Annotated in this window: 24 protein-coding genes, 1 tRNA gene and 1 pseudogene; 10 read left to right on the top strand and 16 right to left on the bottom strand. The window is 70.0% G+C overall.

The features are described from left to right. The coding region (locus tag FHR56_RS20515; RefSeq protein ID WP_221441955.1) for a hypothetical protein at positions 1-382 on the bottom strand (382 nt) is incomplete at its 3' end. Between FHR56_RS20515 and FHR56_RS16905 the strand changes: the two genes are divergently transcribed. From FHR56_RS16905 to FHR56_RS16920, 4 genes are all read left to right on the top strand, one after another. Continuing rightward, entirely contained in the window at positions 381-1,070 is a 690-nt protein-coding gene (locus FHR56_RS16905; protein ID WP_010340093.1) for an ABC transporter ATP-binding protein, read from the top strand. The genes FHR56_RS20515 and FHR56_RS16905 overlap by 2 nt on opposite strands. A 13-nt stretch (positions 1,071-1,083) precedes the next feature. Continuing rightward, complete coding sequence (locus tag FHR56_RS16910) at positions 1,084-2,241, top strand: FtsX-like permease family protein (protein ID WP_160946099.1); 1,158 nt, start codon at positions 1,084-1,086, stop codon at positions 2,239-2,241. A gap of 64 nt (positions 2,242-2,305) precedes the next feature. After that, positions 2,306-3,616 (top strand): ABC transporter permease, encoded by a 1,311-nt coding sequence (locus FHR56_RS16915; RefSeq protein WP_160946098.1) that lies wholly within the window; start codon positions 2,306-2,308, stop codon positions 3,614-3,616. Between the two features lie 149 nt (positions 3,617-3,765). Continuing rightward, the gene (locus FHR56_RS16920) at positions 3,766-4,908 is read left to right on the top strand and encodes an alpha/beta fold hydrolase (protein WP_160946097.1); all 1,143 of its coding nucleotides are present in this window, start codon (positions 3,766-3,768) and stop codon (positions 4,906-4,908) included. A gap of 99 nt (positions 4,909-5,007) precedes the next feature. On the opposite strand, the gene rarD is transcribed toward FHR56_RS16920, so the two are convergent. Next, positions 5,008-5,925: an EamA family transporter RarD gene (rarD, locus tag FHR56_RS16925; RefSeq protein WP_160946096.1), complete on the bottom strand. Its 918-nt coding sequence runs from the start codon at positions 5,923-5,925 to the stop codon at positions 5,008-5,010. Further along, entirely contained in the window at positions 5,922-6,818 is an 897-nt protein-coding gene (gene yedA / locus FHR56_RS16930; RefSeq protein WP_160946095.1) for a drug/metabolite exporter YedA, read from the bottom strand. Before yedA ends, rarD begins: the two co-directional genes overlap by 4 nt. A gap of 122 nt (positions 6,819-6,940) precedes the next feature. Between yedA and FHR56_RS16935 the strand changes: the two genes are divergently transcribed. Together FHR56_RS16935 and FHR56_RS16940 are read left to right on the top strand one after the other, a co-directional pair. Next, complete coding sequence (locus FHR56_RS16935; protein ID WP_160946094.1) at positions 6,941-7,351, top strand: Rap1a/Tai family immunity protein; 411 nt, start codon at positions 6,941-6,943, stop codon at positions 7,349-7,351. A gap of 442 nt (positions 7,352-7,793) precedes the next feature. Then, positions 7,794-8,408, top strand: coding sequence for a hypothetical protein (locus FHR56_RS16940; protein WP_160946093.1), 615 nt, complete (start codon positions 7,794-7,796; stop codon positions 8,406-8,408). Positions 8,409-8,775: 367 nt separating this feature from the next. Here FHR56_RS16940 and FHR56_RS16945 read toward each other — a convergent pair. The 3 genes and pseudogenes from FHR56_RS16945 to FHR56_RS16955 form a co-directional block, all read right to left on the bottom strand. After that, a pseudogene (locus tag FHR56_RS16945) lies at positions 8,776-8,886 on the bottom strand (peptidase); the annotation flags it as partial. Positions 8,887-8,993: 107 nt separating this feature from the next. Beyond that, positions 8,994-9,926: an MBL fold metallo-hydrolase gene (locus FHR56_RS16950; RefSeq protein ID WP_160946091.1), complete on the bottom strand. Its 933-nt coding sequence runs from the start codon at positions 9,924-9,926 to the stop codon at positions 8,994-8,996. A 291-nt stretch (positions 9,927-10,217) separates the two neighbouring features. Further along, positions 10,218-11,510 (bottom strand): tryptophan--tRNA ligase, encoded by a 1,293-nt coding sequence (locus tag FHR56_RS16955; protein ID WP_160946090.1) that lies wholly within the window; start codon positions 11,508-11,510, stop codon positions 10,218-10,220. Positions 11,511-11,619: 109 nt separating this feature from the next. On the opposite strand from FHR56_RS16955, the gene FHR56_RS16960 reads away from it, so the two are divergent. After that, entirely contained in the window at positions 11,620-12,564 is a 945-nt protein-coding gene (locus tag FHR56_RS16960; RefSeq protein ID WP_237473068.1) for a hypothetical protein, read from the top strand. 71 nt (positions 12,565-12,635) lie between these two features. Here FHR56_RS16960 and FHR56_RS16965 read toward each other — a convergent pair whose 3' ends face one another. The 4 genes from FHR56_RS16965 to rocF form a co-directional block, all read right to left on the bottom strand. Beyond that, complete coding sequence (locus FHR56_RS16965; RefSeq protein WP_010341025.1) at positions 12,636-12,851, bottom strand: CsbD family protein; 216 nt, start codon at positions 12,849-12,851, stop codon at positions 12,636-12,638. Between the two features lie 192 nt (positions 12,852-13,043). Continuing rightward, complete coding sequence (locus tag FHR56_RS16970; protein WP_010341024.1) at positions 13,044-13,178, bottom strand: entericidin A/B family lipoprotein; 135 nt, start codon at positions 13,176-13,178, stop codon at positions 13,044-13,046. A 53-nt stretch (positions 13,179-13,231) separates the two neighbouring features. Further along, complete coding sequence (locus tag FHR56_RS16975) at positions 13,232-13,384, bottom strand: entericidin A/B family lipoprotein (RefSeq protein WP_010341023.1); 153 nt, start codon at positions 13,382-13,384, stop codon at positions 13,232-13,234. A 141-nt stretch (positions 13,385-13,525) separates the two neighbouring features. Further along, a complete protein-coding gene (gene rocF, locus FHR56_RS16980) occupies positions 13,526-14,449 on the bottom strand; it encodes an arginase (protein ID WP_160946089.1) in 924 nt (307 codons plus the stop codon). A 380-nt stretch (positions 14,450-14,829) separates the two neighbouring features. On the opposite strand from rocF, the gene FHR56_RS16985 reads away from it, so the two are divergent. Continuing rightward, on the top strand, positions 14,830-15,165 hold the full coding sequence (locus tag FHR56_RS16985) for a hypothetical protein (protein WP_343160739.1): 336 nt from the start codon (positions 14,830-14,832) through the stop codon (positions 15,163-15,165). Positions 15,166-15,375: 210 nt separating this feature from the next. On the opposite strand, the gene FHR56_RS16990 is transcribed toward FHR56_RS16985, so the two are convergent. The 4 genes from FHR56_RS16990 to birA form a co-directional block, all read right to left on the bottom strand. Further along, positions 15,376-15,451, bottom strand: a tRNA-Thr gene (locus tag FHR56_RS16990). 102 nt (positions 15,452-15,553) lie between these two features. Next, entirely contained in the window at positions 15,554-16,384 is an 831-nt protein-coding gene (locus FHR56_RS16995) for an SPOR domain-containing protein (protein WP_160946088.1), read from the bottom strand. A gap of 71 nt (positions 16,385-16,455) precedes the next feature. Beyond that, the gene (locus FHR56_RS17000; protein WP_160946087.1) at positions 16,456-17,193 is read right to left on the bottom strand and encodes a type III pantothenate kinase; all 738 of its coding nucleotides are present in this window, start codon (positions 17,191-17,193) and stop codon (positions 16,456-16,458) included. After that, the gene (gene birA, locus FHR56_RS17005; RefSeq protein ID WP_160946315.1) at positions 17,190-18,155 is read right to left on the bottom strand and encodes a bifunctional biotin--[acetyl-CoA-carboxylase] ligase/biotin operon repressor BirA; all 966 of its coding nucleotides are present in this window, start codon (positions 18,153-18,155) and stop codon (positions 17,190-17,192) included. Before birA ends, FHR56_RS17000 begins: the two co-directional genes overlap by 4 nt. A 154-nt stretch (positions 18,156-18,309) precedes the next feature. Between birA and FHR56_RS17010 the strand changes: the two genes are divergently transcribed. Next, a complete protein-coding gene (locus FHR56_RS17010) occupies positions 18,310-18,591 on the top strand; it encodes a hypothetical protein (protein ID WP_160946086.1) in 282 nt (93 codons plus the stop codon). Further along, positions 18,558-19,346 carry a M90 family metallopeptidase gene (locus FHR56_RS17015; RefSeq protein ID WP_160946085.1) on the top strand — a complete coding sequence of 263 codons (789 nt, stop codon included), beginning with the start codon at positions 18,558-18,560 and terminating at the stop codon, positions 19,344-19,346. Before FHR56_RS17010 ends, FHR56_RS17015 begins: the two co-directional genes overlap by 34 nt. A 332-nt stretch (positions 19,347-19,678) precedes the next feature. Here FHR56_RS17015 and FHR56_RS17020 read toward each other — a convergent pair whose 3' ends face one another. After that, positions 19,679-20,869: a DUF1501 domain-containing protein gene (locus FHR56_RS17020; protein ID WP_160946084.1), complete on the bottom strand. Its 1,191-nt coding sequence runs from the start codon at positions 20,867-20,869 to the stop codon at positions 19,679-19,681. A 29-nt stretch (positions 20,870-20,898) separates the two neighbouring features. Beyond that, complete coding sequence (locus FHR56_RS17025) at positions 20,899-22,485, bottom strand: DUF1800 domain-containing protein (protein ID WP_160946083.1); 1,587 nt, start codon at positions 22,483-22,485, stop codon at positions 20,899-20,901. Between the last annotated feature and the right edge of the window lie 10 nt (positions 22,486-22,495).

The following is a 22,495-nucleotide window of genomic DNA, read 5'->3' on the forward strand; positions in this document are numbered from 1 at the left end:
CTTGCGGGCGAGTTACTTTTCTTTGCTCGCGCAAAGAAAAGGTAACCAAAAGAAAGCGCGCCCTGCCTCGCGCCCTCCGCGCTAACGCGCTCCGGATCCGCGTCCAGCCCGGGGATCCGCGGAAGGGGCATCCTGCCCCTGCCGCGGACGGCGTACATCCATGTACGCCGCCCCTTCGGGGTTTTTCCCCGCGCTGGCCGCCGCTTCGGAAGGGAACCCGGCAAGTCAAAAGCAAAAACAACGGCAACGGCAGAAGCAACAACCACTGCAGCTGCACTTGCAACAGCAACAGAAAAATCAAAAGCAAAAGCAACGGTAATCCCCTCGCCGCCATCGGCGACCACATCGCCTCCACCTCGTCCACCGCCAGGAACACCACCATGTCCACCCTCGTCACCCTGCGCAACGTCACCAAGACCTACCAGCGCGGCCCCGAGAAAGTCCAGGTCCTGCACGGCATCGACCTGGATATCGCCCGCGGCGACTTCGTCGCCCTGATGGGCCCGTCCGGCTCCGGCAAGACCACCCTGCTCAACCTGATCGGTGGGCTGGACTCGCCCAGCGGCGGCGAGATCGAGATCGAAGGCCAGCGCATCGACCGCATGAGCGGCGGCCAGCTCGCCACCTGGCGCAGCCACCACGTCGGCTTCGTGTTCCAGTTCTACAACCTGATGCCGATGCTCACCGCGCAGAAGAACGTCGAACTGCCGCTGCTGCTGACCTCGCTCGGCGCCGCCCAGCGCAAGCGCAATGCCGAGATCGCGCTGACCCTGGTCGGCCTGGCCGAGCGCCGCAACCACAAGCCCAGCGAACTGTCCGGCGGCCAGCAGCAGCGCGTGGCCATCGCCCGCGCCATCGTCTCCGACCCCACCTTCCTGATCTGCGACGAACCCACCGGCGACCTCGACCGGCGCTCGGCCGAGGACGTGCTGGGCCTGCTGCAGGAACTCAACCGCAGCCACGGCAAGACCATCGTCATGGTCACCCACGACCCCAAGGCCGCCGAGTACGCCACCCATACCGTGCACCTGGACAAGGGCGAGCTGGCCGACGCGCCGGCCGCGCACTGAGCGAGGCGATGCCATGAAGTATTTCTCGTTGATCTGGGCGCAACTGTTCCGCAGCAAGACGCGGACCGTGCTGACCCTGTTCTCGGTGATCGTCGCGTTCCTGCTGTTCGGCCTGCTCGACTCGGTGCGCGTGGCGTTCACCGCCGGCGGCTCGGTGGAAGGGGTCAACCGCCTGGTCGTGGCCTCGCGCCTGTCGATCACCCAGTCCCTGCCGGTGCGCCTGGAAGCGCAGATCCGCAGCGTGCCCGGCGTGCGCGACGTGACCTATGCGATGTGGTTCGGCGGCATCTACAAGGATCCCAAGGACTTCTTCCCCAACTTCTCGGTCGCGCCGAACTTCTTCGACGTGTACAGCGAATACGAACTGCCGCCTGAGCAGCTCAAGGCCTTCCGCGAGACCCGCACCGGTGCGGCCGTGGGCGAAGCGCTGGCGAAGAAGTACGGCTGGAAGGTCGGCGACGTGATCCCGCTGCAGGCCACCATCTTCCCGCGTGGCGGCAGCAACGACTGGCCGCTGGAGTTGAAGGCGATCTTCCGCGCCAAGGACCGTGCCAACGTGCAGGCCGAGAACCAGTTGATGATGAACTGGAAGTACTTCGACGAGAGCAACGACTACATCAAGGGCAAGGTCAGCTGGTACACGGTGCGGCTGGACAACCCGGAGCACGCCTCGCGCGTGGCGCAGGCGATCGATGCGCTGTCGGCCAACTCCGACCACGAGACCAAGTCGCAGACCGAGTCGGCGTTCCAGCAGGCGTTCGTCAAGCAGTTCGCCGACATCGGCCTGATCGTCACCTCGATCATGGGCGCGGTGTTCTTCACCCTGGTGCTGCTCACCGGCAACACCATGGCGCAGGCGGTGCGCGAGCGCATCCCGGAACTGGCCACGCTCAAGACCCTGGGCTTCCAGGACCGCACGGTGCTGACCCTGGTGATCGTGGAGTCGGTGCTGCTGATCGTGCTCGGCGGCCTGCTCGGCATGGCGCTGGCGGCGGCGGCGATCCCGGTGCTGGCCAGCGCCAGCCGCGGCGCGCTGCCGGTGCACGCGGTGCCGGTGCAGACCTGGCTGATCGGCGCGGCGCTGATGCTGGTCATCGGCGTGGTGGTCGGCCTGTTGCCGGCGCTGCGCGCGCAGCGGCTGAAGATCGTCGACGCCCTGGCCGGGCGTTGAGCCCGCGCTTTCTCTCCAGCACATCGATGCCACGGACGGCGACGCAGACCCGAGGAACAACGCAATGAAGATGCAATGGTTATGGAATGTCCTGGCGATCGCGGCGCTGGCGATCGGCCTGGGAATCTGGATCGCCCTGCCCTGGTTCATGGTCCTGGCGCTGGTGGCGGTGCTCGCCGTGCTGCTGCTGGTCACCCGCAGCGGCCGGCTGTCGCTCGCCGCCGCGCGCATCGGCATCGCCAGCCTGCCGCAGCGCTGGGGCGCCAGTTCGGTGATCGTGGTCGGCATCGCCGGCGTGGTCGGCGTGCTGGTGGCGATGCTGGCGATGGGCCAGGGCTTCCAGGCGACCCTGGAGAGCACCGGCGACGACACCACCGCCATCGTGCTGCGCGGCGGCTCGCAGGCCGAGACCAACTCGGTCATCACCCGCGACCAGGTGCCGCTGATCGCCGGCCTGGCCGGCGTGGCGCGCGGCGCCGACAACCGCCCGCTGGTCTCGCCGGAGCTGTCGCAGGTGGTGAACCTGCTGTCCAAGTCCGACGGCACCGACGTCAACGCGCAGTTCCGCGGCGTCGGCGAGCAGGGCTGGGCGGTGCACGACAAGGTCAAGATCCTGCAGGGCCGTCGCTTCACTCCCGGCCTGCGCGAGATCGTGGTCGGCAAGGGCGCACAGTCGCAGTTCCGCGGCCTGCAACTCGGCCAGACCCTGACCCTGGGCAACCAGACCTGGACCGTGGTCGGCGTGTTCGCCAGCGGCGACGCGCACGACTCGGAGCTGTGGACCGACACCCAGACCCTGGCCACCACCTACAACCGCAGCGCCTACCAGTCGATCAGCGTGCGCACCCAGGGCCAGGACGGCTTCCGCCAGTTCAAGGCGGCGATGGACGCCGACCCGCGGCTGAAGCTGGACGTGTTCACCACCCGCGAGTACTACCGCAAGCAGGGCGGCAACCTCAGCAAGGTGCTGGAGGTCCTGGGCACTTTCATCGGCACCATCATGGCGATCGGCGCGGTGTTCGGCGCGCTCAACACCATGTACGCGGCGGTGGCCACCCGCGCCCGCGAGATCGCCACCATGCGCGCGCTCGGCTTCCGCGGGCTGCCGGTGGTGGTGGCGGTGATGCTGGAGACCATGCTGCTGGCGCTGCTCGGCGGGGTGCTGGGCGGGCTGATCGCCTGGGCGATCTTCAACGGCTACAGCGTCTCCACCCTGGGCAGCAACTTCAGCCAGGTGGTGTTCCAGTTCAAGGTCTCCCCGCCGCTGCTGTGGACCGGACTGAAGTGGGCGCTGGGCATCGGCCTGGTCGGCGGCCTGTTCCCGGCGCTGCGTGCGGCGCGCCTGCCGATCACCACCGCCCTGCGCGCGCTGTAGCGCCAGGTCCGGCGGGCCGGGCCGGGATCGCCTTCGCGGCCCGGCCCAATGGCCGCTGACGCGTCATCGTTTCGTCATCGAAACGCGGTAGAACGGCCGCCGCCGAGGCGCTAGCCTGCGCGGCCATTTGGTTCCACGCCGCCACGTCCATGTCCTCGCGCCTGCGCCTGTTGCTCGTCCTCTGCGCCAGCCTGTGGCTGAGCGCCTGCTCCTCCACCTCGCTCAGCGACCGCCTGGTCGCGCCGGGCGGCGTGTCGCCGCTGATGGACGAGGAGCGCATCCAGAGCCTGCTGGCGACCCTGCCCAACCGCAGCGGCCACGTGGTGGTGCCGGGCGGCATCCCGATCTTCTGGCGCGCCATCGACCCGGGCGACTACCACATGCGCTACCGCTACGAGCACGCCGGCCGCGACGCCAGCGGCCACGAGCACGCCGACTTCGCCATGGAGGTGGCGACCCCGGCGCCGGCCACGCATGCCGCCCCGCGCGGTACCGTGGTGCTGCTGCACGGCTGGATGATGGACGGCGACTCGCTGCTGCCGTGGTCGCTGGACCTGGCCCAGGCCGGCTACCGCAGCATCAGCATCGACCTGCGCAACCACGGCCGCTCTGGCGGCGGCCCGGCCGGCTACGGCACCCGCGAGTCCGACGACGTGGTCGCGGTGATCCGCGCCCTGCGCGCCAGCGGCGAGGTGCAGGGCCCGGTGTACCTGTTCGGCGTGTCCTATGGCGCGGCCACCGCGCTGTTCGCCGCGCAGAAGCTCGGCGATCAGGTCGATGGCGTGGTCGCGATGGAATCGTTCGCCAACGCCGGCCGCGGCATCCGCGACATGATCCCGCACATGCTCGCCAGTCGCCCGCGCGGCTGGATGGCCAGCGCGGCGATGGACCTGGCGCGCTGGCGCTACGGCGGGCAGAACCTGGACGCGGTGATCGCCAACGCCAACCAGCGCCTGGCGCTGAACCTGGACCAGGTCGACGTCACCGCCGCCGCGCGCGCCGCGCCGGCCTGCGTGCTGCTGCTGCACGGCAGCGCCGACCAGCACATCCCGGTGGCGCACGGCCGCCTGCTGGCGCTGGACGCGCCGCGCGCGCACTACCTGGAGATGCCGGGCGAGAACCACCTGAGCCTGCCGATGCGGCTGGACCTGCTGGCGCCGACCGTGGAGGACTGGTTTGCCGAGCTGCCGGCGCCGCGCCACGACGGTCGCTGCCCGCAGCCGCTGCCGCCGCGTGCAGGCCCCGAGCTGCAGCTAACGGGTGAGCCGGCGGCGAACGGTAGCCGGGGCTGAGCCGGGATGACCAGCCATTCGGCTGTGGAAAGCGGGGAGTCGGGATTGGGGAGTCGTAACGGCGGCTGCGCTGCTTCTGCTCTTGCCAATCCCGAATCCCTAATGCCCAATCCCCACTCGCCGCCACACGCCTGACCGCCACAAGCTCTCACCGGCGAACACCAGCAATCCAACCCAGATCGCGGCAAACCCGATCGCCTTGCCGGCGTCGAACGGTTCGCGGAAGAACCATACGCCCAGCAGCAACTGCAGGCTCGGCGCGATGTACTGCAGCAGCCCGACCAGCGACAGCGGGATGCGCCGCACGCCGTAGGCGAAACCGATCAGCGGCACTGCAGTGACCACGCCGCCGAACACCAGCAGCAGGTCGTTGCGCCAGCCCCACTCGCCGGCGAAGCCGCCGCCGTGGCCGGCCTCGCCCCACAGCACGAAGCCCAGCGCCGGCAGGAACAGGTACAGGCTTTCCACGCCCAGCCCGGCCACCGCATCCACCTGCACCAGCTTGCGCAGCAGGCCGTACAGCCCGAACGAGCCGGCCAGGCCCAGTGCGATCCACGGCAGGGTGCCGGCGTCGACGGTCAGCCAGGCCACGCCGAGCGCGGCGCAGGCCACCGCCAGCCACTGCAACGGGTGCAGCCGCTCATGCAGCACCAGCACCCCGAGCAGCACGTTGACCAGCGGATTGATGAAGTAGCCCAGGCTGGTCTCGATCACGTGGCCGGCATTGACCGCCCAGATGTACAGCCCCCAGTTGAAGGCGATCGCCAGGCTGCTCAGCGCCAGCGTGGCCAGCGCGCGCGGCTGCGCGGCGATGCGCCGCCACCACTGCAGGCGCGCGCTGTATGCCAGCCAGGCCACCACCAGCAGCGTGCTCCACACGATGCGGTGGGCGATGATGTGCGGCGATGGCACCGCCTGCAGCAGGTGCCAGTACACCGGCACCACACCCCACAGGGCGAAGGTCGCCGCGGTGATCCACAGCCCACGCCGCGCGTCCTGCGCGGAGGCCGTGGTCATCGCCGGGTCCTCGCCACGGTGATCACCACCACCCCGGCCAGGATCACCGCCATCGCGCCGACGTCGCTGGCGCTGAAGCGCTCCTGGCCGAGCCAGCTGCCCAGCGCCACCGCGATCACCGGATTGACGTAGGCATAGCTGCCGGCCAGGGCCGGGCGCACGTTCTGCAGCAGCCACACGTAGGCGGTGAAGGCGACGATCGAGCCGAACACGCACAGGTAGGCCACCGCCAGCAGGCCCTGCGCGCTCGGCAGGGTGTGCAGGCGTTCGCCGCTGAGCAGGCCGATCGCCACCAGCATCACGCCGCCGCACAGCATCTGCCCGGCAGCCGCCATGAACGGCATCGGCAGGTCGCGCCCGCGCGACCACACCGAGCCGAACGCCCAGCCGATCGGCGCGATCAACAGCAGCACCAGGCCCAGCGGACTGGCAGTGAGACTGCTGCCGGCGTTGAGCCACACCACCCCGGCGAAGCCGACCACGATACCCAGCCACTCGCCGCGGCTGGCATGGTGGCCGCGCAGCGTGCCGAACAGCGCCATCCACAGCGGCACCGAGGCCACCGCCACCGCCGCTAACCCCGACGACACCTGGCGCTCGGCCAGCACCACCAGGCCGTTGCCGCAGACCAGCATGAGTGCGCCGAGCATGGCCAGCGGCCGCCACTGCGCGCGCGTGGGCGCGGCCACGCCGCGCCAGCGCAGCACCGCGTACAGCACGCTGCCGGCGATCACGAAGCGGGTGCCGGAGACCACGCTCAGCGGCGGCGCGCCGCCTTCCAGGGCGAAGCGGATCGCCAGATAGGTCGAGCCCCAGACGACGTAGACCAGGAACAGGGCGAGAACGACGAAGCCGCCGCGCGCAGGCGCGGCAGCGACAGGAGCAGACGGCATCGGACGGCGCCAGAGACAGCAGGGGCGCTATTCTAGAGCACCTGCTCTGCGCGCAAGCCCTCTCACCCGCGCGTGTGGCGCTGCCGCGGCGTGCAGATCACTCGCCAAGAAAGGAGTCGTGGATGACATCACATCGCACCTGGCTCGCGCTGCCCTTGCTGGCCGCGCTCAGCAGCACCAGCACGGCACGTCCGCCTGCTGCCCCCTGGGACTTGAACGGGCATCAGTTGCTGGAAGCCCCGCTGGACGGCTCGCTGGCGGCCGACCTGGACCCGCAGCAACCGCAGGAACTGCGGGTCATGGTGTCCTCGCGCACGGCGGCGGCATACATGCTCGGCATCGCCGCCGGCAGCGAGGGCGTGCGATGGTGCCGACCGGCCGGCCAGTCCGGTCCACCGGATGTCCAGGCACTGGTCGCCGATCTCGCCGCGCTGCCCGACGCGCGCCTGGACGCGCGCGCCAGCGACCTGGTCGTGCAGGCCTTGGCCAAACGGTATCCCTGCAAGTCCACGCCGCGGCGCCCATCGCGCTGAGGCGCCCGACTGCCTGCAGGGTCGCGTCGGCGCGGCGAGACCGTGATTCGCCACAGCTGGCGCGATAACCGTAGCGAGTGCCGGCGGGTCATCCACCGTGGCAGCACAGCCGGCCGCCACCCGCCGCAGCGGCGCCCGGCGTTCCATCTGCACCACCAGGCCGGTGTTGCAGGCCAGCACGAGCGCGCCACGACGCGTCAGCGGCCGCCCTGTGCGCGGCCGTCCCGCGCCGCGCTCCCGCAGAGGAAACGCGATCGGTCTCGCGCAAGGAGTGTGCTGCTCAATGCAGTTTCGGCACTGACGTCTTCGCCGATCAGTGGACGTCCATACCGACGTGGCTGGCGCCTGCCCCGGCGCTGCGTGGTCACCCGAAAGACCTAAGAGACGGTTCAGCCGCGCGGGCGTATCTGTACGCACACACACCTGCTTGCCGAGCACCGCCATGGCCATCGATACCGCACTGTCGCCGCTGGGCACCGTCACTCCGTATGGCGCCTCGCCGTATGGCTTTTCCACCCCCGGCGCCTCCAGCGACGCGACCCAGGCCGGCAATCCGGTGGTCAGCAGCAACGACCCGGCCGCCGTGCAGCAGGCCGTGGAACTGTCCGGCGACGCCTCGGTGATCTTCGGCCTCGGCGGCCTCGCGGGGACCATCCCGGCCGACACGGGCCTGACCTACAACGCAGCCGGGCTGTTCAACAGCATCGTCAGCGCGGGCCCGAGCGACGCGAGTTCGACCGCGACCACCGGCACCTCCGGTTCCAGTACCGATCCCTCGACGTCGACCAGCGGCACTGGCACCTCGACCTCGACGACCACCTCGCCGTATCCCACCCTCGACCAGGCCACCCAGACGTACGACCAGGGCCTGCTCGGCACCATCGCCGCGCCGCCGTCGACGCCGGGCTTGTACAACGCCAATGGCGTCTTCAGCAGCCAGGGCCTGACCCCGCAGCTTTCGTCCCTGCTGCAGTCCAACCCCAGCCTCAGCGGCACGGTGACCGGCGATCTGCTCAATCAGGGCATCGTCGGCGGGTTGATCGATACCACCGCCTGAGCGGCGGCCGCCCTGCAGCGCCAGCGTGCGTCTGACCGGTCAGCGCCCCTTCTCGTCACGACGCGCCCGACAGCGCACGTCCCCCGTAGAGCGGCTTCAGCCGCGACAGGCGTGACCGATAACGCCCGTCGCGGCTGAAGCCGCTCCTACGGATAACCCTGCAGCACTATTGGGAAGTCCCTTCTGCCGCGACACCCAGCGCAACCGTGCGCGTCGGCGGCCATCGCCAACAGGCGCCAGCACTGCGCAACCGGCTTGCCGTGGTGGCCAGCGATGCCGCAGACCCGGCATCGTCCTCCTGCAAGATCGCTCAGCCCGGCATCGCCGGGCCACGGCCTTCAGAGGCATCGCACGCCGCCGGCGACGCATGCCGCTCCAGTGCGTCGGTGTCGCCACCCGTCTCGCCGGCCAGCGCATCGTTGGCCGCCTGTGCCGCATCTCCCAGGAACAGGGAAGCGGACAGCAGCAACATGCGCATCGGGTTCACGGTCACGACCTGGCAACAAGCGGGCCGCACAGTGTAGAGAATGGCGTCGCGCCGAGACAGCGCGGCGACGCTTTCGCGTGCGCGAGGCGAGCTGCCGTTCAGCGCGCGGGGCGGTCCAGCCAGCAGGCCAGGCCCTGCGCGTTGAGTTCGATGTCCATGTGCAGCACGCGCTCCACGCCGGCATCGTCCAGCGGACAGCCATGCAGCCGCGCGCGCTCCAGATACAACGCGGTCAGCGCCGCGACCAGGCAACGATGGCGGTCGGAACGGCCGTCGCAGCCGCGCGCGATCGCCACCATCGCCTCCAGCTGTTCCTGCAGTTCCGCCGCCAGCGTTTCTGCGCCTGCCACCGGGCCGTAGTGGGTGAGATACAGCGTCTGCGGGGCGTAGCCGAGCATGCGCTGGATCGAGGCCTGCATCGCCTCCGGCTCGAACTGCACGGGCGACGAAGTCGGGATCGCGAACGCACCGTGCGCGCTGTCCAGTTCGCGATAGGACAGGCCGAAGGTGTCGCCACTGAACCAGCTGCGGCTGCGTGCGTCCCACACGCACAGGTGATGCCGTGCGTGCCCAGGTGTGTCGATGCACAGCAGTTCGCGCCCAGCCAGCGACACGCGATGGCCGTCCTCGGCCACCACCACGCGCTCTGCCGGCACCGGCAGAATGCTGCCGTAGCTGCGCGCCATCTCCGCCTCGCCGTACACCGCGGTGGCGCCGGCGATCAGCCGCGCCGGATCGATCATGTGCGGCGCGCCGCGCGGATGCACCAGCAGGCGCGCGTTCGGCAGGTGCTGCAGCAGCGCACCGGCACCGCCGGCGTGGTCCAGATGCACGTGGGTGAGGATCAGCCAGTCCACGTCGGCCGGCGCCAGGCCGGCGTGCGCCAATGCCTCCAGCAGCACTGGCACCGCATGGCTGGTACCGCAGTCGACGAAGGCGCCGCGCCCGTTCTCCACGATCAGGTAGGCGGCATCGAACTGCGCGCGCTGGAAGCCGGTATCGACGAGATGGATGCTGGGATCGCGTGGCATGGCGCAGAAGCGTGGCTGGGCGAGGCTCCATTCTAGGCGGCATGGAGGGCGCTGCCAGTGCTGCGCGGCAAGGACCGGATGAGGACGAATGACGTAACGGCCCAGACGACTGTAGGCGCGGTTTGTGGGAGGGACTTCAGTCCCGACTGCATGCGACCAGCAAACACACGCGCTGCGGATGTCGCAATAGAACGCGTCATTTGCCTGTAGGAGCGGCTTCAGCCGCGACAGGCCTTCCTGGGAATGCCTGTCGCGGCTGAAGCCGCTCCTACGGCGAACCGCCGCGTGTGCTCAGCCTGCCTCGCGCAACCGCGCCAGCGCCGCCAGCACCGTCTCGGCCGATGCTTCCAGGGTCAGCGGCGCCACCTGCAGCGCATCGGCCTGCGTGGCCTGCTTGAGCGCGGCGATGGTCTGCCCGGCATCGCGTGGCGAGGCGAAGCCGCCGCTCTGCAACAGCAACGTGCCCTCGCAATCGAGCAGCTTGAAATAGAACTGGCCGTCGGCCTCGCGGTACTGCTTGAAGCTCGGCAGCGCCTGCTTGGCCGTCGCCGTGTCGGCAGCGCCGCCGGCCTGCGCCGCCAGATCGCGCAGGCCCACCGCGTGCCGCAGTTCGGCCAGGAACGGGATTGCATAGCGTTCGCGCAGGCGCTGCGCGTTATCGCGCAGCATCGCCTCAATGTCCTGCGGGCGCGCCATCAGCGCCTCATAACGCACCCGCATCGGCGCGATCTCGGCCTCGATGCGCTCGAACAACTGCTGCTTGGCCTCGCCCCAGCCGATGCCGGCGGCGAACGCCTGCGCGAACGCGGCCGTCTCCTCGGCGCTGGCGAAGGCCTGGTACAGCTGGAACAGGGCCGAGCCCTCGGTGTCCTTCGGCTCGCCGGGCGCGCGCGAATCGGTGACGATGGCGAACACCCGCTTCTTCAGCTCCTCGCGCGGGGCGAACAGCGGAATGGTGTTGTCGTAGCTCTTGCTCATCTTGCGCCCGTCCAACCCGGGCAGCGTCGCCACCTGCTCGTCGATCAGCGCATCGGGCAGGACGAAGTGCTCGCGGCCGTAGACGTGGTTGAAGCGCTGCGCGAAGTCGCGCGCCATTTCGATGTGCTGGATCTGGTCGCGGCCCACCGGCACCTGCTGCGCCTTGAACAGCAGGATGTCGGCGGCCATCAGCACCGGGTACATGAACAAGCCGGCGGTGACGCCGGCATCGTCGTCCTCGCCGTCGGCGCGGTTCTTGTCCACCGCCGCCTTGTAGGCGTGCGCGCGGTTGAGGATGCCCTTGCCGGCGACGCAGGTCAGGAACCAGGTCAGCTCGTTGGTCTCCGGCACGTCCGACTGGCGGTAGAACCACACCTGCGCCGGATCCAGGCCCGCGGCCAGCCAGGTCGCCGCGATCTCGAGGGTCGAGCGCTGGGTGCGCGCCGGATCCTGCGCCTTGATCAGGCTGTGCAGGTCGGCCAGGAAGAAGAAACTCTCGATGCCGGGGCGCCGGCTGGCCTGCAACGCGGGACGGATGGCGCCGACGTAGTTGCCCAGGTGCGGCGTGCCGGAGGTGGTGATGCCGGTGAGAACGCGGGTGGTCATGCGGAAGGGACGGTCCGGGAAGTAACCCGTCGAGTTTACCCGCTGCGCGACAACCCCGTTCCGGCGCATGGGGCGTTCAATCCGGCGTCCCCGTCCTGGAGTCGCCGCGATGCACGTTCCTGCTCCGTCCCTGCCCCGCCGTTCCCTCGCCGCCCTCGCCTTCGCGCTGTCATGCATCGGCGGGCTGTGCGGCTTCCGTCCATTGCCTGCGCCACCGGCCTCGGCGCAGGCGGTGCAGTTGCAGGTGATCGATCGCGACGCCGGTGGCGTGCCGCTGCCCGCGCACGCCTGGCGCGGCGAGCGCTGGATCGCGGCCACGCCCGGCCACCGCTACACGCTGCGCCTGACCAATCTGACCGGCGCGCGGGTGCTGGTGGTGCTGTCGGTGGACGGCGTCAACGCGGTCAGCGGCCAGACCGCGGCCAGCGACCAGCGCGGCTACGTGCTGGCGCCCTGGCAACGCACCGAGATCGCCGGTTGGCGCAAATCGTCCGAGGACGTGGCGCAGTTCGTGTTCACCGACCTGGACGACAGCTACGCGGCACGCACCGGACGCCCGCGCAACGTCGGCGTGATCGGCATGGCGGTGTTCGACGAAGCGCGCGCATGGCCCGATGCCGCCTTGAGCGACGCGAACACCGACACCGACAAGCTCGCCGCCGAAGCCGCGCGTGCGGCAACGCCGGGCATCCCGGCGCCGGATGCGGCGCCTGCACCGGCAGCGGCCGCAGGCATCCCAGAGCGCAGTGCGGCCGCGCCGCTCGCCGCGGCCCCTGCGGCCGACGCCCGGGCCTATGCGCGCGAGGGCAACGCCCCTGCGGCCATGCAACAGCGTCTGGGCACCGGCCACGGCGCACGCGAATGGTCGCCCTCGCGCGTCACCGAGTTCCAGCGTGCCAGCGACGTGCCGATGCAACGGACCGAGGTGCGCTACGACAGCCGCGCGCGGCTTGTGGCCCGCGGCGTGCTGCCGCGCGACCTGCTGCCGCCGCGCGTGGCGGTCGCGCCGAATGCCTTTCCCGGCGACTACGTGCCGGATCCGCCGGCGCGCTGAGCCAGTACACCCGCAAAAAAAGCACGGGCCGCGAGGCGGCCCGTGTCGACGACGCTGCCGCGGTACGCGGCTCAGTCGTGGTATTCCTTGCCCAGGCTGTCGCGGAAGGCGTGCACTTCCTTCTCGGCGCGGTCGCGCGCCCAGCCGTAGCGTTCCTGCAGCTTGCCGGCCAGGTACTGGGTGTTGCCCTCGGCGACGTCGAAATCGTCGTCGGTCAGGTCGCCCCACTGCGCCTTGATCTTGCCCTTGAGCTGGGTCCACTTGCCGGCAATGATGTCTTTGTTCATGGCATCTCTCGTGATGTGTGAACGGCGCTGCGCGCCGGTCATGCAGCATCGCGCAGCCGGTGTCGCAGCCCGATCAACGCAGCGTCAGCGGTGCATGAGCATGGTGAATCGTTACGCTTTAGCCGGTAGCCGGTGGTCACGCAAAAAAAAACGGGCCGGCAAGCCGACCCGTTTTCGAAACTGAGACCAGGCTCAGTTCTTGGCAGCGTCTTCGACCTTCTCGCCCGCCTTCTGCACGTCCTTGCCGGCACCGGCAACGGTGTTGCAGCCGGACAGCAGGCCCACCGAGAACATCGCCAGCAGCATCCACGCAAACGTACGCTTCATGGGTTTCACTCCTTTACTTGGTCATGGGACGCGGCACACAGGCCGCGCGAAACTCAGCACTTGCCAGCGCTGCAATCCTGCGCCTTGTCTTCCACCTTCTCGCCCGCCTTCTGCATGTCCTTGCCGGCGCCGGCAACGGTGTTGCAGCCGGTCAGCACGCCAGCGCAGAACAGGGTCAGCATCAACAGGGTGGTCAGTCGCTTCATCGTGTCTTCCTCGGGCAATCGCAGGTGGTCGGGTGGACGGCGATAGGCGTCGCCGCGCTACCGTCTGGCGGTGAATCTGCCGTCACGACTGTGGATTTCACGTGAATGAACCGGCGGCCCATTCAGGCTGACGCCACCGGATCAGTCGCGCATCAGCGTCGATTTGCCGAACAGGCTCTCCACCAGGTCCACCGCCAGTTCCGCGGTCAGGTTGCGATGGTCCAGCACCGGGTTCAGCTCCACGATGTCCAGCGAGGCCATGCGTCCGCTGTCGGCGATCATCTCCATCACCAGCTGCGCCTCGCGGTAATTGGGGCCGCCCGGAACGGTGGTGCCGACGCCCGGGGCGATGCTGGGGTCGAGGAAGTCCACGTCGAAACTGACGTGCAGGTGGGTGTCGGCATCCAGCCCGTCCAGCGCCGCCTCCATGGTCCGCTTCATGCCCATCTCGTCGATGTAGCGCATGTCGTACACGTCGACGCGGTGCTGCTTGATCAACCGCTTCTCGTCCGGGTCGACCGAGCGGATGCCGATCTGCCGCACCTGCTCCGGCCGCAGCGCCGGCGCGCTGCCGCCGAGTTCGGTCAGTGCCTGCGGCCCCAGCCCGCACAGGCAGGCCACCGGCATGCCGTGCACGTTGCCCGAGGGCGTCACCTCGCTGGTGTTGAAGTCCGAGTGCGCATCCAGCCACAGCACGCGCAGCTTGCGGCCCTGCTCGCGGCAATGCCGCGCCACCGCGGTGATCGAGCCGATGCCCAGGCAGTGGTCGCCGCCGAGCACGATCGGCATCCGCCCGTCGCGCAGTTCGGCATAGCTGGCCTCCATCAGCGCGCGGTTCCAGGCCACCACTTCGACCAGGTGGCGATAGCCGTCGACCGGCGCCTGCCAGGGATTGCGCGGGCCGTCGATATTGCCGATGTCGCGCACCTCCACGCCACGGTTGGCCAGCGCCTCGTGCAGGCCGGCAATGCGCAGCGCCTCCGGCCCCATGCGCGCACCGCGATGACCCGCACCGATATCGGTAGGCACGCCGATCAGGGACACCGGCAAGAAAGACGACTTCATGCGCATACGCTCCAGCCAAAAAAAGTGGCCCAGTCTAGCGGGACCGGCATGACACGACCCGCCGCGGCGCAGCAGGCGGCGCGTGCACATGCGGTGGCCGCCGTGCTGGGTGACAGCGTTCGACGAAGGTGCACGCCACTGGCGATGCGAGACAAAAGGACCCGCGCTACCGACGCGAGTCCCCAGGCGGTGGACGCGGTATCGCGCACCTGCGCCGCGCATTACTTGCCAAAGAGCACGGGCAGAATCTCGCGGCGAAGCAAGCTCGCAGGAGGCCTGTATTGCGTATGCCAAGGATGTGCGGTTGGACATCGACGACACTGGCTGGCTAAGCTTCTCCGCCGTTTCTGGATCGCTTGGACTTGGATAGGCCCCTGATCGTGACCCTGGAGGCCGCATTCGCCGGGCTCACGTTCCTTCCCTGGTTCGCGTGGGCGCACAACAGCCTGAACCCCACGCTGATCCTGCACGCAGACCACGTGGAATATCGCGTGCTGCGCACGCGCACCCGCCCGTACCGTGAGATCGCCAGGGTGGACTACCGGAAGGCGTGGGGAACCGAGAACGTCGTGCTGGAGTTCCAGGGAGCGAAGACGACCTTCATCGCGAACAGCGGGCTGCTCCGGCGCACCAGAGAGGCCATCGCCTTCTTGCAGAAGCAGGGATGCCCGCTTTCCGCGCGCGCGCAGGCATTGCTGATACCGCAAAGCCCGTAGCGCCGCTCCCAACAGCGCACAGCGATCCAGCCGTGCTTCGGTTGACCGGCGATCGCTTCGCGCGTTTGCTGCTGCGTGCTTGCTATCCGCCCAGCGGATCGCGTGGCTTGCAAGGAGGTCGTGAGCACACGCGACAGAAAGCAAAAACCCGCTGTTTCAGCGGGTCGATGGCGCACCATGGACATCTGCGGATGCCGACGGATTGGAAGATGGTGCCGCTTATCCGAATCGAACGGATGACCTACTGTTTACAAGACAGTTGCTCTACCGACTGAGCTAAAGCGGCACGATGGACGACGCCCGTGGGCGGGCCCGGGGCAGTCTACCTGCTGGCGCGTGCCTCGACACGCCCTCCGACGCGGCACTGCGCACCGGCAGGCGCGGCATTCTAGCGCAGCGCGGCGCAGTCCACGGTGCGCTGGCGCGCGGCGCCGAGCTGGCGGCGCAGGGCCGCGGCCTGCGCCGCGGAATCGGCGCGCAGGTCCAGCCACCAGCGCGGCTGGCCGCTGCCGCCGTTGGGGATCAGGTCGGCGTTGAAGCCGGCACGGGCAAGTTCCTGGCGGCGGCGCTCGGCGCCCTCGCGGCTGCGGTACTGGCCCAGAGCGATGGCATTGCCGGCATCGCCCTGGCGCAACGGGTAATAGTCGCGGATGCCGGCAGCGACGATGCGCTCGGTGGCCTGCTTGAGGCCGTCCTCGCCGCCGATGGTCGGCAGGATCACGCGGAAGCTGGTGGCATCGCTGTCGGCGGCCTCGCGCAGGCGCGCACGCGGCGCTCCCGGGGCCAGCGCGGCGATGGCCGCCTGCGCCGCCTCGCGGTCGGGGTACGGCCCCACGCTCAGGCACACCGCCGCGTCGGCGGCAGGCATGGCCGCAGGCTCGGCCCGGGCCTGAGCCTCGGTGGGCGCGGGCGCAGGGGCGGCAGCGGGCGGTGTCGGCGCGGCAGTGGTGGGAGCCGCCGCTGCGTCGGTTTGTGCCGGAGCCGGTTCGGCCGCGCCGGTGGCGACCGCGGGACCGTCCTGCGCCTCGGCTGGCGCGGCCGTGGGCGCAGGAGGCGCGGCGACCGGTGCCGGCGTCTCGCTGACCAGTTGCAGGGTCGCCACCCCGGCCGGCACGGCCGGCATCGGCACCGACGGCGGGGTCGGCGGCTGCATCGCCCACCACACGGCGACGCCGAGGTTGAGGATGGTCAGGACGACGAGCAGGGCGCGAACGAGCATGGCCGGATTCTAGAGCGTGCGGTACGGCTTGGGAGCGACATTGACCGAAGCAGCAGCCAGCGCCGGGCCGCTCAGGCGGCGCCGTCCGCGGCGTGTGCCTGCGCCCACAGCGCCAATCCGTCCAGGACCAGCGCGGGGCGCTGCTCGGCTGGCGGCAGCGCGTGCAACAGCGGCGGCACGCCACCGCCATGCAGCAGCAGCCGCGGCCGTCGCCCCAGCAGGGCCTCGCCCTGCTGCAGGCTGCGTTCGATTAGCGCCACTGCGGCGCCGTCGCAGCCGGAGGCCAGCGCATCGGCGGTGTCGGTGGCGAACTCGTGGTAATCGCCGCCCTCGGCCGGCAGCTGCGCCGCCTTCTGCTGCAGGGCCTGGCGCATCACGGTCGGCGACGGCGCGATGCGGCCGCCGTGGTGCAGGCCGTCGCGGTCGAGCAGGTCCACGGTCAGCGCCGTTCCCACCCCCACCACCAGCACGTCGCCAGCGCCGTGCGCGGCGAGCAGGGCCAGGAAGCGGTCCACGCCGAATGCCTGCGGTCGCGCATAGGCGATCCGCACCCCGGCGCACGCGGCCTCGGTGCGCACCACCTGCACCTGCGCGAAGCGGCTGCGCAGCGTCTCCAGCACGGTGGCGGTCAGGGCCGGCGCGGCGACGCTGGCAACGTAGGCGGTACCGCCCTGCGGCAGCGCCGCCACCGCCGCCGCGTCCATGGCCTCGGCGCCGTGCGGCCAGGCCTGCACCGCGCCCACCTGCGCGTGTTCCAGCGCCGCGAATTTGAAGCGCGAGTTGCCCAAGTCGAACAGCCAGTCGCTCATGCCGCCCTCACGCTGACGTCGCCCGCATGCACGAGCTGCTCGCCGTCGGCGAACGCCACCCGCAGCGCGCCGTCCTCGGCCAATCCCAACGCCGTGCCTTCGCGCACCTGGCCGCCATCGTCGATGCGCACGGCGCGTCCGGCCAGCAGATCCAGCGCGGCGTAGCGCGGCAGGAATGGCGCCAGCCCTTCCGCGTCAAACAGCGCCAGCGCCGGCAACAGCTGCGACAGCACCGCCGCGGCGATCGCGTTACGCGATACCGCGCCATCGGCCAGCCGGGTCAGGTCGGTCCACGGCTGATCGATCTCCGCGGCGCTGGCCGCCGGCATCGCCACGTTCAGACCCAGGCCGATCACCGCCCGCGCCGGCCCGGCGAACTCACCGCCGCCTTCCACCAGCAGGCCGCCCAGCTTGCGCCCGTCGGCCAGCAGGTCGTTCGGCCACTTCAGCCCGACCGTCGCGAAGCCGGCCGCACGCAGGGCTTCGGCCACCGCCACGCCGGCCGCCAGGCTCAGGCCGCCCAGCCGGCCCAGCCCGCCCTGGAAGCTGCGCGCCACCGACAGGTACAGGTGCGCCGCCAGCGGCGAGGCCCAGACCCGGCCGCGGCGGCCACGGCCGCCGGTCTGGCGCTCGGCCAGCAGGACCTCGCTGCCCTGCGCCAGCGCCGGCCGCTGCAGCAGGGTGGTGTTGCTGGAGACCAGGCTCCAGGCGACCTCCAGCCCGGCCAGTTCGGTGCGGGCCGGCCCGCTCAGCCCGGCCCGGATCGCCGCGGCGTCGAGCAGTTCCAGCGGCCGCGCCAGGCCATAGCCCTCGCCGGCCCGGCCCTCGATCTCCACCCCGGCCGCGCGCAGCGCCTGAATGCGCTTCCATACCGCCGCCCGGGTCAAGCCGCAGGCGCGCGCCAGGGCATCGCCGGACACGGGGCCCTGGCTGAGCCTGGCCAACAGTTCGCGCTCGTCCAACGCCGGTTCCATCGCCTCGTTTCGCCCCTGGGCGCGCAACGGCGCGACCTCGTAAACCGAAAAGTATGCGGCAACGCCCTCCGGGCGCCCAGGGCCGGATCCTGCAGCGGGTGAAAACCGCGTTAGAATCGGGATTCACCGCCGCTCGCCCTGGATGCCGACGATGCGCCGTTCCCTGTCCTGCCTGCTCCTGTTGCTGCTGCCACTGGCTGCCGCCCACGCGTCCAACGTGCTGGCGGAGAAGCCGCACACCGACTGCACGTACGGCGACGCGGCCGATGCCGACAGCACGCCGACGCGTCCGCCGACGACGCATGCGCCCGCCTCCACCGGCAAGCCGACCTCGACCACCACGGGCGGCGGCAGCGACAGCGACCTGGTGCCGCGCATGCGCATGCCGAAGTGGCACAGCTTCCTGCCGGGGATGTTCCGCTGATTCCACGCTGGCTGCGCGGGCTGTGGCCCACGCCCGCCGCCATCGATGATGCGACCTGGCACGCCGTGCGCCGCGACTGCGCCTGGGTCGCCGCCCTGGATGCGCCGCGCGAACAGCGGCTGCGCGCGCTGGCCAGCGCATTCCTGCACCGCAAGACCATCTCGCCGCTGGGCGGCCTGCAGTTGGATGCCCGGCAGTGCGGTTTGCTTGCCGCCCTGTGCTGCCTACCGCTGCTGGAGTACGGCGTCGGCGGCATGAGCGGCTGGTCGCAGTTGCTGGTCTACCCGGACGCGTTCCGCGTGCAGCGCAGCCATGTCGACGCGGCCGGCGTCCTGCACGAGTGGGAAGACGAGTTGATCGGTGAATCCTGGGACAGCGGCCCGTTGGTCCTGTCCTGGGCCGACGTCCAGGCCGACCTGGACGATCCGCGTGCCGGCTACTGCGTGGCCGTGCACGAGATGGCGCACAAGCTCGACGTGCTCGACGGCGCCCTGGACGGCACGCCGCTGTTGCCGCGCGCCTGGCAGCGGCAGTGGGCCGACGATTTCCAGCGCAGCTACGACGCCTTCTGCGCACGCGTGGACCGCGGCCGCGCCAGCGAGATCGACGCCTACGCCGCCGAAGCGCCGGAAGAGTTCTTCGCCGTGGTCAGCGAATACCACTTCTCCGCGCCGGAGCGCCTGCAGCGCGAGATGCCCGAGGTGGCCGCGCATCTGGTGCGGTTCTATGGGCCGTCGCCGTTTGCTACCAACTAAGCCGCGATCGCGTTTCCAGGCATTGCGTCAGTGACAAGGAACGGCCTTCGCCGCGATGAATGCGATGCAGCACGCGGTACGGGAGCCGAGGGCGGACAGCGTCGGGACTGAAGTCCCTCCCACAGTGCACTCGCGATGCCGGCCGCGCACGCAGTGGAAGTGACCTCAGTGCACATGCCTGCATCCGTCACGCTCGCCCCGGACGCAAGGCGCACCGTAGGAGCGGCGTCAGTCGCGACGCGCTTTACCGGGAACATCCTGTCGCGGCTGAAGCCGCTCCTACGGGGCGTGTCCCGAATGATCATGAGGTGACCTTCGCCGCGAAGAACGCATCACACCAACTTCAAATCCCGCGCATGCGCCTGCGGGAACACCTTCTGCAGTTGCGTCGGCGACAAGCCCCACATGCGGCCGAGCAGGCCGGCGAACATGTCGCGGTAGTTGGTCAGCACCGGGTAGTCGCGGTCCTGGAACAACTTGTCCTTGCTCACCGCCACCTGCTCGCCGGCGATGCGACCGCCGTTGACCCCGCCGCCCAGCACCCAGTACGTGGTGCCGTGGCCGTGGTCGGTGCCCTTGTCGCCGTTCTCGCGGAAGGTGCGGCCGAACTCGGACAGCACCACCACCACGGTATTGCGCCACTCCGGCCCCAGCGCCTCGGCATAGGCCGACAGCCCCTCGGACAGGTTGGCCAGGTTGTTGGCCAGCGCGCCATCAGTGCTGCCCTGGTTGACGTGCGTGTCCCAGCCGCCGACATCGACGAAGCCGAGCCGGTAGCGCTCGCGCATCAGCGTGGCGATGCGGCGGGTTTCGTCGGCGAAGGTGCGCGCGCTGGCGGCGCCGCGGTTGGCCTGCTGCATTTCGTCGCGCAGGGCCTGCGAGACCTGCTGGCGCAGCGCCAGGCCGTCGTGCGCGGCGCTGGCCAACTGCGTGCCGTGATACATGCCGGCGAGGATATCGGCCTGGCGCTGGTCGAAGGCCGGGGTCGGATTGCGCTTGAGCGAGAGATTGGGAATGTCGCCGCCGCCCTGGAAACTCAGCGGCAGCGAATCGGTGAAGGCGATCGATGGCGTGCCGGTGGCCACCTGCGACAGCCGCGCCAGGAAGCCGGTGCGATAGTCGCTGCGTTGCCCGGCCGGCTGCCCGGCCTCGATGCTGTCCTGGGTCTCGAAGTGGCTGCGCGACAGGTCGTCGGTGCCGGCGAACGGCACGAACGCCAGTTGCTTGTCGTTCCACAACGGCAGCAGCGTGTCGCGCAGCCGCGGGTTCAGGCCCCACTGCGTATCCAGCGCAATGGCGCTGTTGGGATTGGCCTGATCCGGCTTGGCGATCGCCAGGCTCGGCCGCGAGGCGTAGTAGAAATCGCTGGCGTAGGGCACCAGCAGGTTGTTGCAGTCGTAGCCGCCGCGCAGGAACACCACCAACAGGCGCGGCGACGGCGCAGGCGCGGCGAACAGGCGCCCGGCGAACGGCAGGCTCGCCGCGGCGGCGGCGGACGCGAGCAGGAAGCGGCGACGGTGCATGACGGATCTCCGTGCGGCGCAGGCCGCAGTCAGCGGTAGTTGAAGTCGGGGGATGCCAGCAGGTAGCCGTTCCACTCCTGCTGCGAGCGCGCCTGCGCCAGCGCCTGGCGCGTGGCGTCGCTCAGTTGCGGCTCGATCGCGTGGTAGTACAGCGGGGTGCTCAGTTGCGGAAAACCGCCGCGCTGCTGGCCGTCGACGGTGAACAGCTGGGTATTGCCGTTGCCGATCGCGCGGGCGATCTCGAAGCGCTGCGCCATCTGCCCGGAACTGTTCCAGGCGCTGGATTGCAGCGACCAGCCATCGGGGGTGATGCGTCCGAAGCTCGGCTCGCCCATCTGGTTCAACCAGCCCAGCAGCGGTTGCGGATTGACGATGGTCTGCCCGTCGTAGGCCAGGCGCAGCGCCGAGACCAGGAACCGGTACGGATCCTTGAACTTGTGCGGCGCGCCGGCGACCATCTCCGGCGCGGTGAACATCACCTGCAGCACCGCGGCGATGTCGCCATCGCTGCGCTGGAAGGTGCGCGCCATCTTCTCCACCAGCGCCGGCGGCGGATCGTCGGCGACGAAGTAGTCGGCCAGCTGCCGCGAGATGAAGTGCGCGCACGCCGGCTGGCGCACGATCAGCTGCACCGCGCGCTCGACCTCGTCGAAACCGCCGCCGGCGATGCGCTGGCCGAGCAGGGTCTTGTCGCCGGGCTGATGCCGGGCGGGGTTGAACTCGAACGCGCCGTGGCGCAGATACTGCCCCTGCAGCGCCGGCGGCAGCTTCGGCGGCCCGTCGCGGTCGACCGGCGCGATGCCGACGCCGGTGAGGATCAGCGCCAGTTGCTGCACGTCCTTCTGCGTGTAGCCGGCATCGACGCCGAGGGTGTGCAGCTCCATCAGCTCGCGCGCGTAGTTTTCGTTGACCTTGCCCTTGGCGTTCTGCGCATTGTCCAGGTACTCCAGCATCGCCGGGCTCTGCAGCGTCGCCATCACCAGGTCGGAGAACTTGCCCAGCGCGTGCGGGCGGATCGCGTTGTCGGCGTAGTCGGCCACGGTCCAGCGCAGGCGACCCTTGTCGGCGAACACGCTGAAATGGTTGAGCCAGAACCACACCATCTGCTCGCGCAGCTGGTCCGGCGCGTAGATGGCGCGCAGCAACTGCGCCTGGCGTGCCTGGTTCAACAACAGGTCGCCGCGCTGCTGCGCGGCCTTCTTCGCCGCCACCTTGGCGTCGCCGTCCGGCATGGCCTTGATCGCCTGCTGTGCGGCAGCCTGCTGCTTGAGCAGTTCCTGCACCGGCGTATGCAACGCCGCGTAGCCATCCAGTTGCGCGCGCACCGGCGCCGGCAAGGCGGCATCGCCGGCGGCGTCGGCCTGCAGTTGCTCGCGCAGGAAGCGCTTGCGGCCGGCGCGTTCGAACTGCGCCACGCTGGCGCTGTCCAGACCGATGGTCATCGACTGCAGCCAGCGCGCGTCGTCGCGCTTGATCACCTTGTCGGTGGCGGCGATGGCGGCAACGGTGAACAGCACCAGCAGCAGCGACAACAGCAGCCGCTGGGTATTGCGCAACACACGCCGGCCGCGCACGCGCAGACGCGTTGCTGCAGGACGATGCCGGGATGCGGACATGCGGGGCTCC

Origin of the sequence: Xanthomonas sp. F10 (genome assembly GCF_014206815.1) — a bacterium.
Taxonomy (GTDB): domain Bacteria; phylum Pseudomonadota; class Gammaproteobacteria; order Xanthomonadales; family Xanthomonadaceae; genus Xanthomonas_A; species Xanthomonas_A indica.

Excerpts from the sequence above, each read along its gene's own strand:
- rocF (WP_160946089.1), bottom strand. The coding sequence starts at position 14,449 with ATGAAGTCGTCTTTCTTGCCGGTGTCCCTGATCGGCGTGCCTACCGAT.
- FHR56_RS16910 (WP_160946099.1), top strand. The coding sequence starts at position 1,084 with ATGAAGTATTTCTCGTTGATCTGGGCGCAACTGTTCCGCAGCAAGACG.
- rarD (WP_160946096.1), bottom strand. The coding sequence starts at position 5,925 with ATGACCACGGCCTCCGCGCAGGACGCGCGGCGTGGGCTGTGGATCACC.
- yedA (WP_160946095.1), bottom strand. The coding sequence starts at position 6,818 with ATGCCGTCTGCTCCTGTCGCTGCCGCGCCTGCGCGCGGCGGCTTCGTC.
- FHR56_RS16995 (WP_160946088.1), bottom strand. The coding sequence starts at position 16,384 with ATGCTCGTTCGCGCCCTGCTCGTCGTCCTGACCATCCTCAACCTCGGC.
- FHR56_RS16935 (WP_160946094.1), top strand. The coding sequence starts at position 6,941 with ATGACATCACATCGCACCTGGCTCGCGCTGCCCTTGCTGGCCGCGCTC.
- FHR56_RS17000 (WP_160946087.1), bottom strand. The coding sequence starts at position 17,193 with ATGAGCGACTGGCTGTTCGACTTGGGCAACTCGCGCTTCAAATTCGCG.
- FHR56_RS16950 (WP_160946091.1), bottom strand. The coding sequence starts at position 9,926 with ATGCCACGCGATCCCAGCATCCATCTCGTCGATACCGGCTTCCAGCGC.
- FHR56_RS17025 (WP_160946083.1), bottom strand. The coding sequence starts at position 22,485 with ATGTCCGCATCCCGGCATCGTCCTGCAGCAACGCGTCTGCGCGTGCGC.
- FHR56_RS16965 (WP_010341025.1), bottom strand. The coding sequence starts at position 12,851 with ATGAACAAAGACATCATTGCCGGCAAGTGGACCCAGCTCAAGGGCAAG.
- FHR56_RS16960 (WP_237473068.1), top strand. The coding sequence starts at position 11,620 with ATGCACGTTCCTGCTCCGTCCCTGCCCCGCCGTTCCCTCGCCGCCCTC.
- FHR56_RS16905 (WP_010340093.1), top strand. The coding sequence starts at position 381 with ATGTCCACCCTCGTCACCCTGCGCAACGTCACCAAGACCTACCAGCGC.
- FHR56_RS17020 (WP_160946084.1), bottom strand. The coding sequence starts at position 20,869 with ATGCACCGTCGCCGCTTCCTGCTCGCGTCCGCCGCCGCCGCGGCGAGC.
- FHR56_RS16920 (WP_160946097.1), top strand. The coding sequence starts at position 3,766 with ATGTCCTCGCGCCTGCGCCTGTTGCTCGTCCTCTGCGCCAGCCTGTGG.
- FHR56_RS17010 (WP_160946086.1), top strand. The coding sequence starts at position 18,310 with ATGCCGACGATGCGCCGTTCCCTGTCCTGCCTGCTCCTGTTGCTGCTG.
- FHR56_RS16975 (WP_010341023.1), bottom strand. The coding sequence starts at position 13,384 with ATGAAGCGACTGACCACCCTGTTGATGCTGACCCTGTTCTGCGCTGGC.
- FHR56_RS16970 (WP_010341024.1), bottom strand. The coding sequence starts at position 13,178 with ATGAAGCGTACGTTTGCGTGGATGCTGCTGGCGATGTTCTCGGTGGGC.
- FHR56_RS16915 (WP_160946098.1), top strand. The coding sequence starts at position 2,306 with ATGAAGATGCAATGGTTATGGAATGTCCTGGCGATCGCGGCGCTGGCG.
- FHR56_RS16955 (WP_160946090.1), bottom strand. The coding sequence starts at position 11,510 with ATGACCACCCGCGTTCTCACCGGCATCACCACCTCCGGCACGCCGCAC.
- FHR56_RS16940 (WP_160946093.1), top strand. The coding sequence starts at position 7,794 with ATGGCCATCGATACCGCACTGTCGCCGCTGGGCACCGTCACTCCGTAT.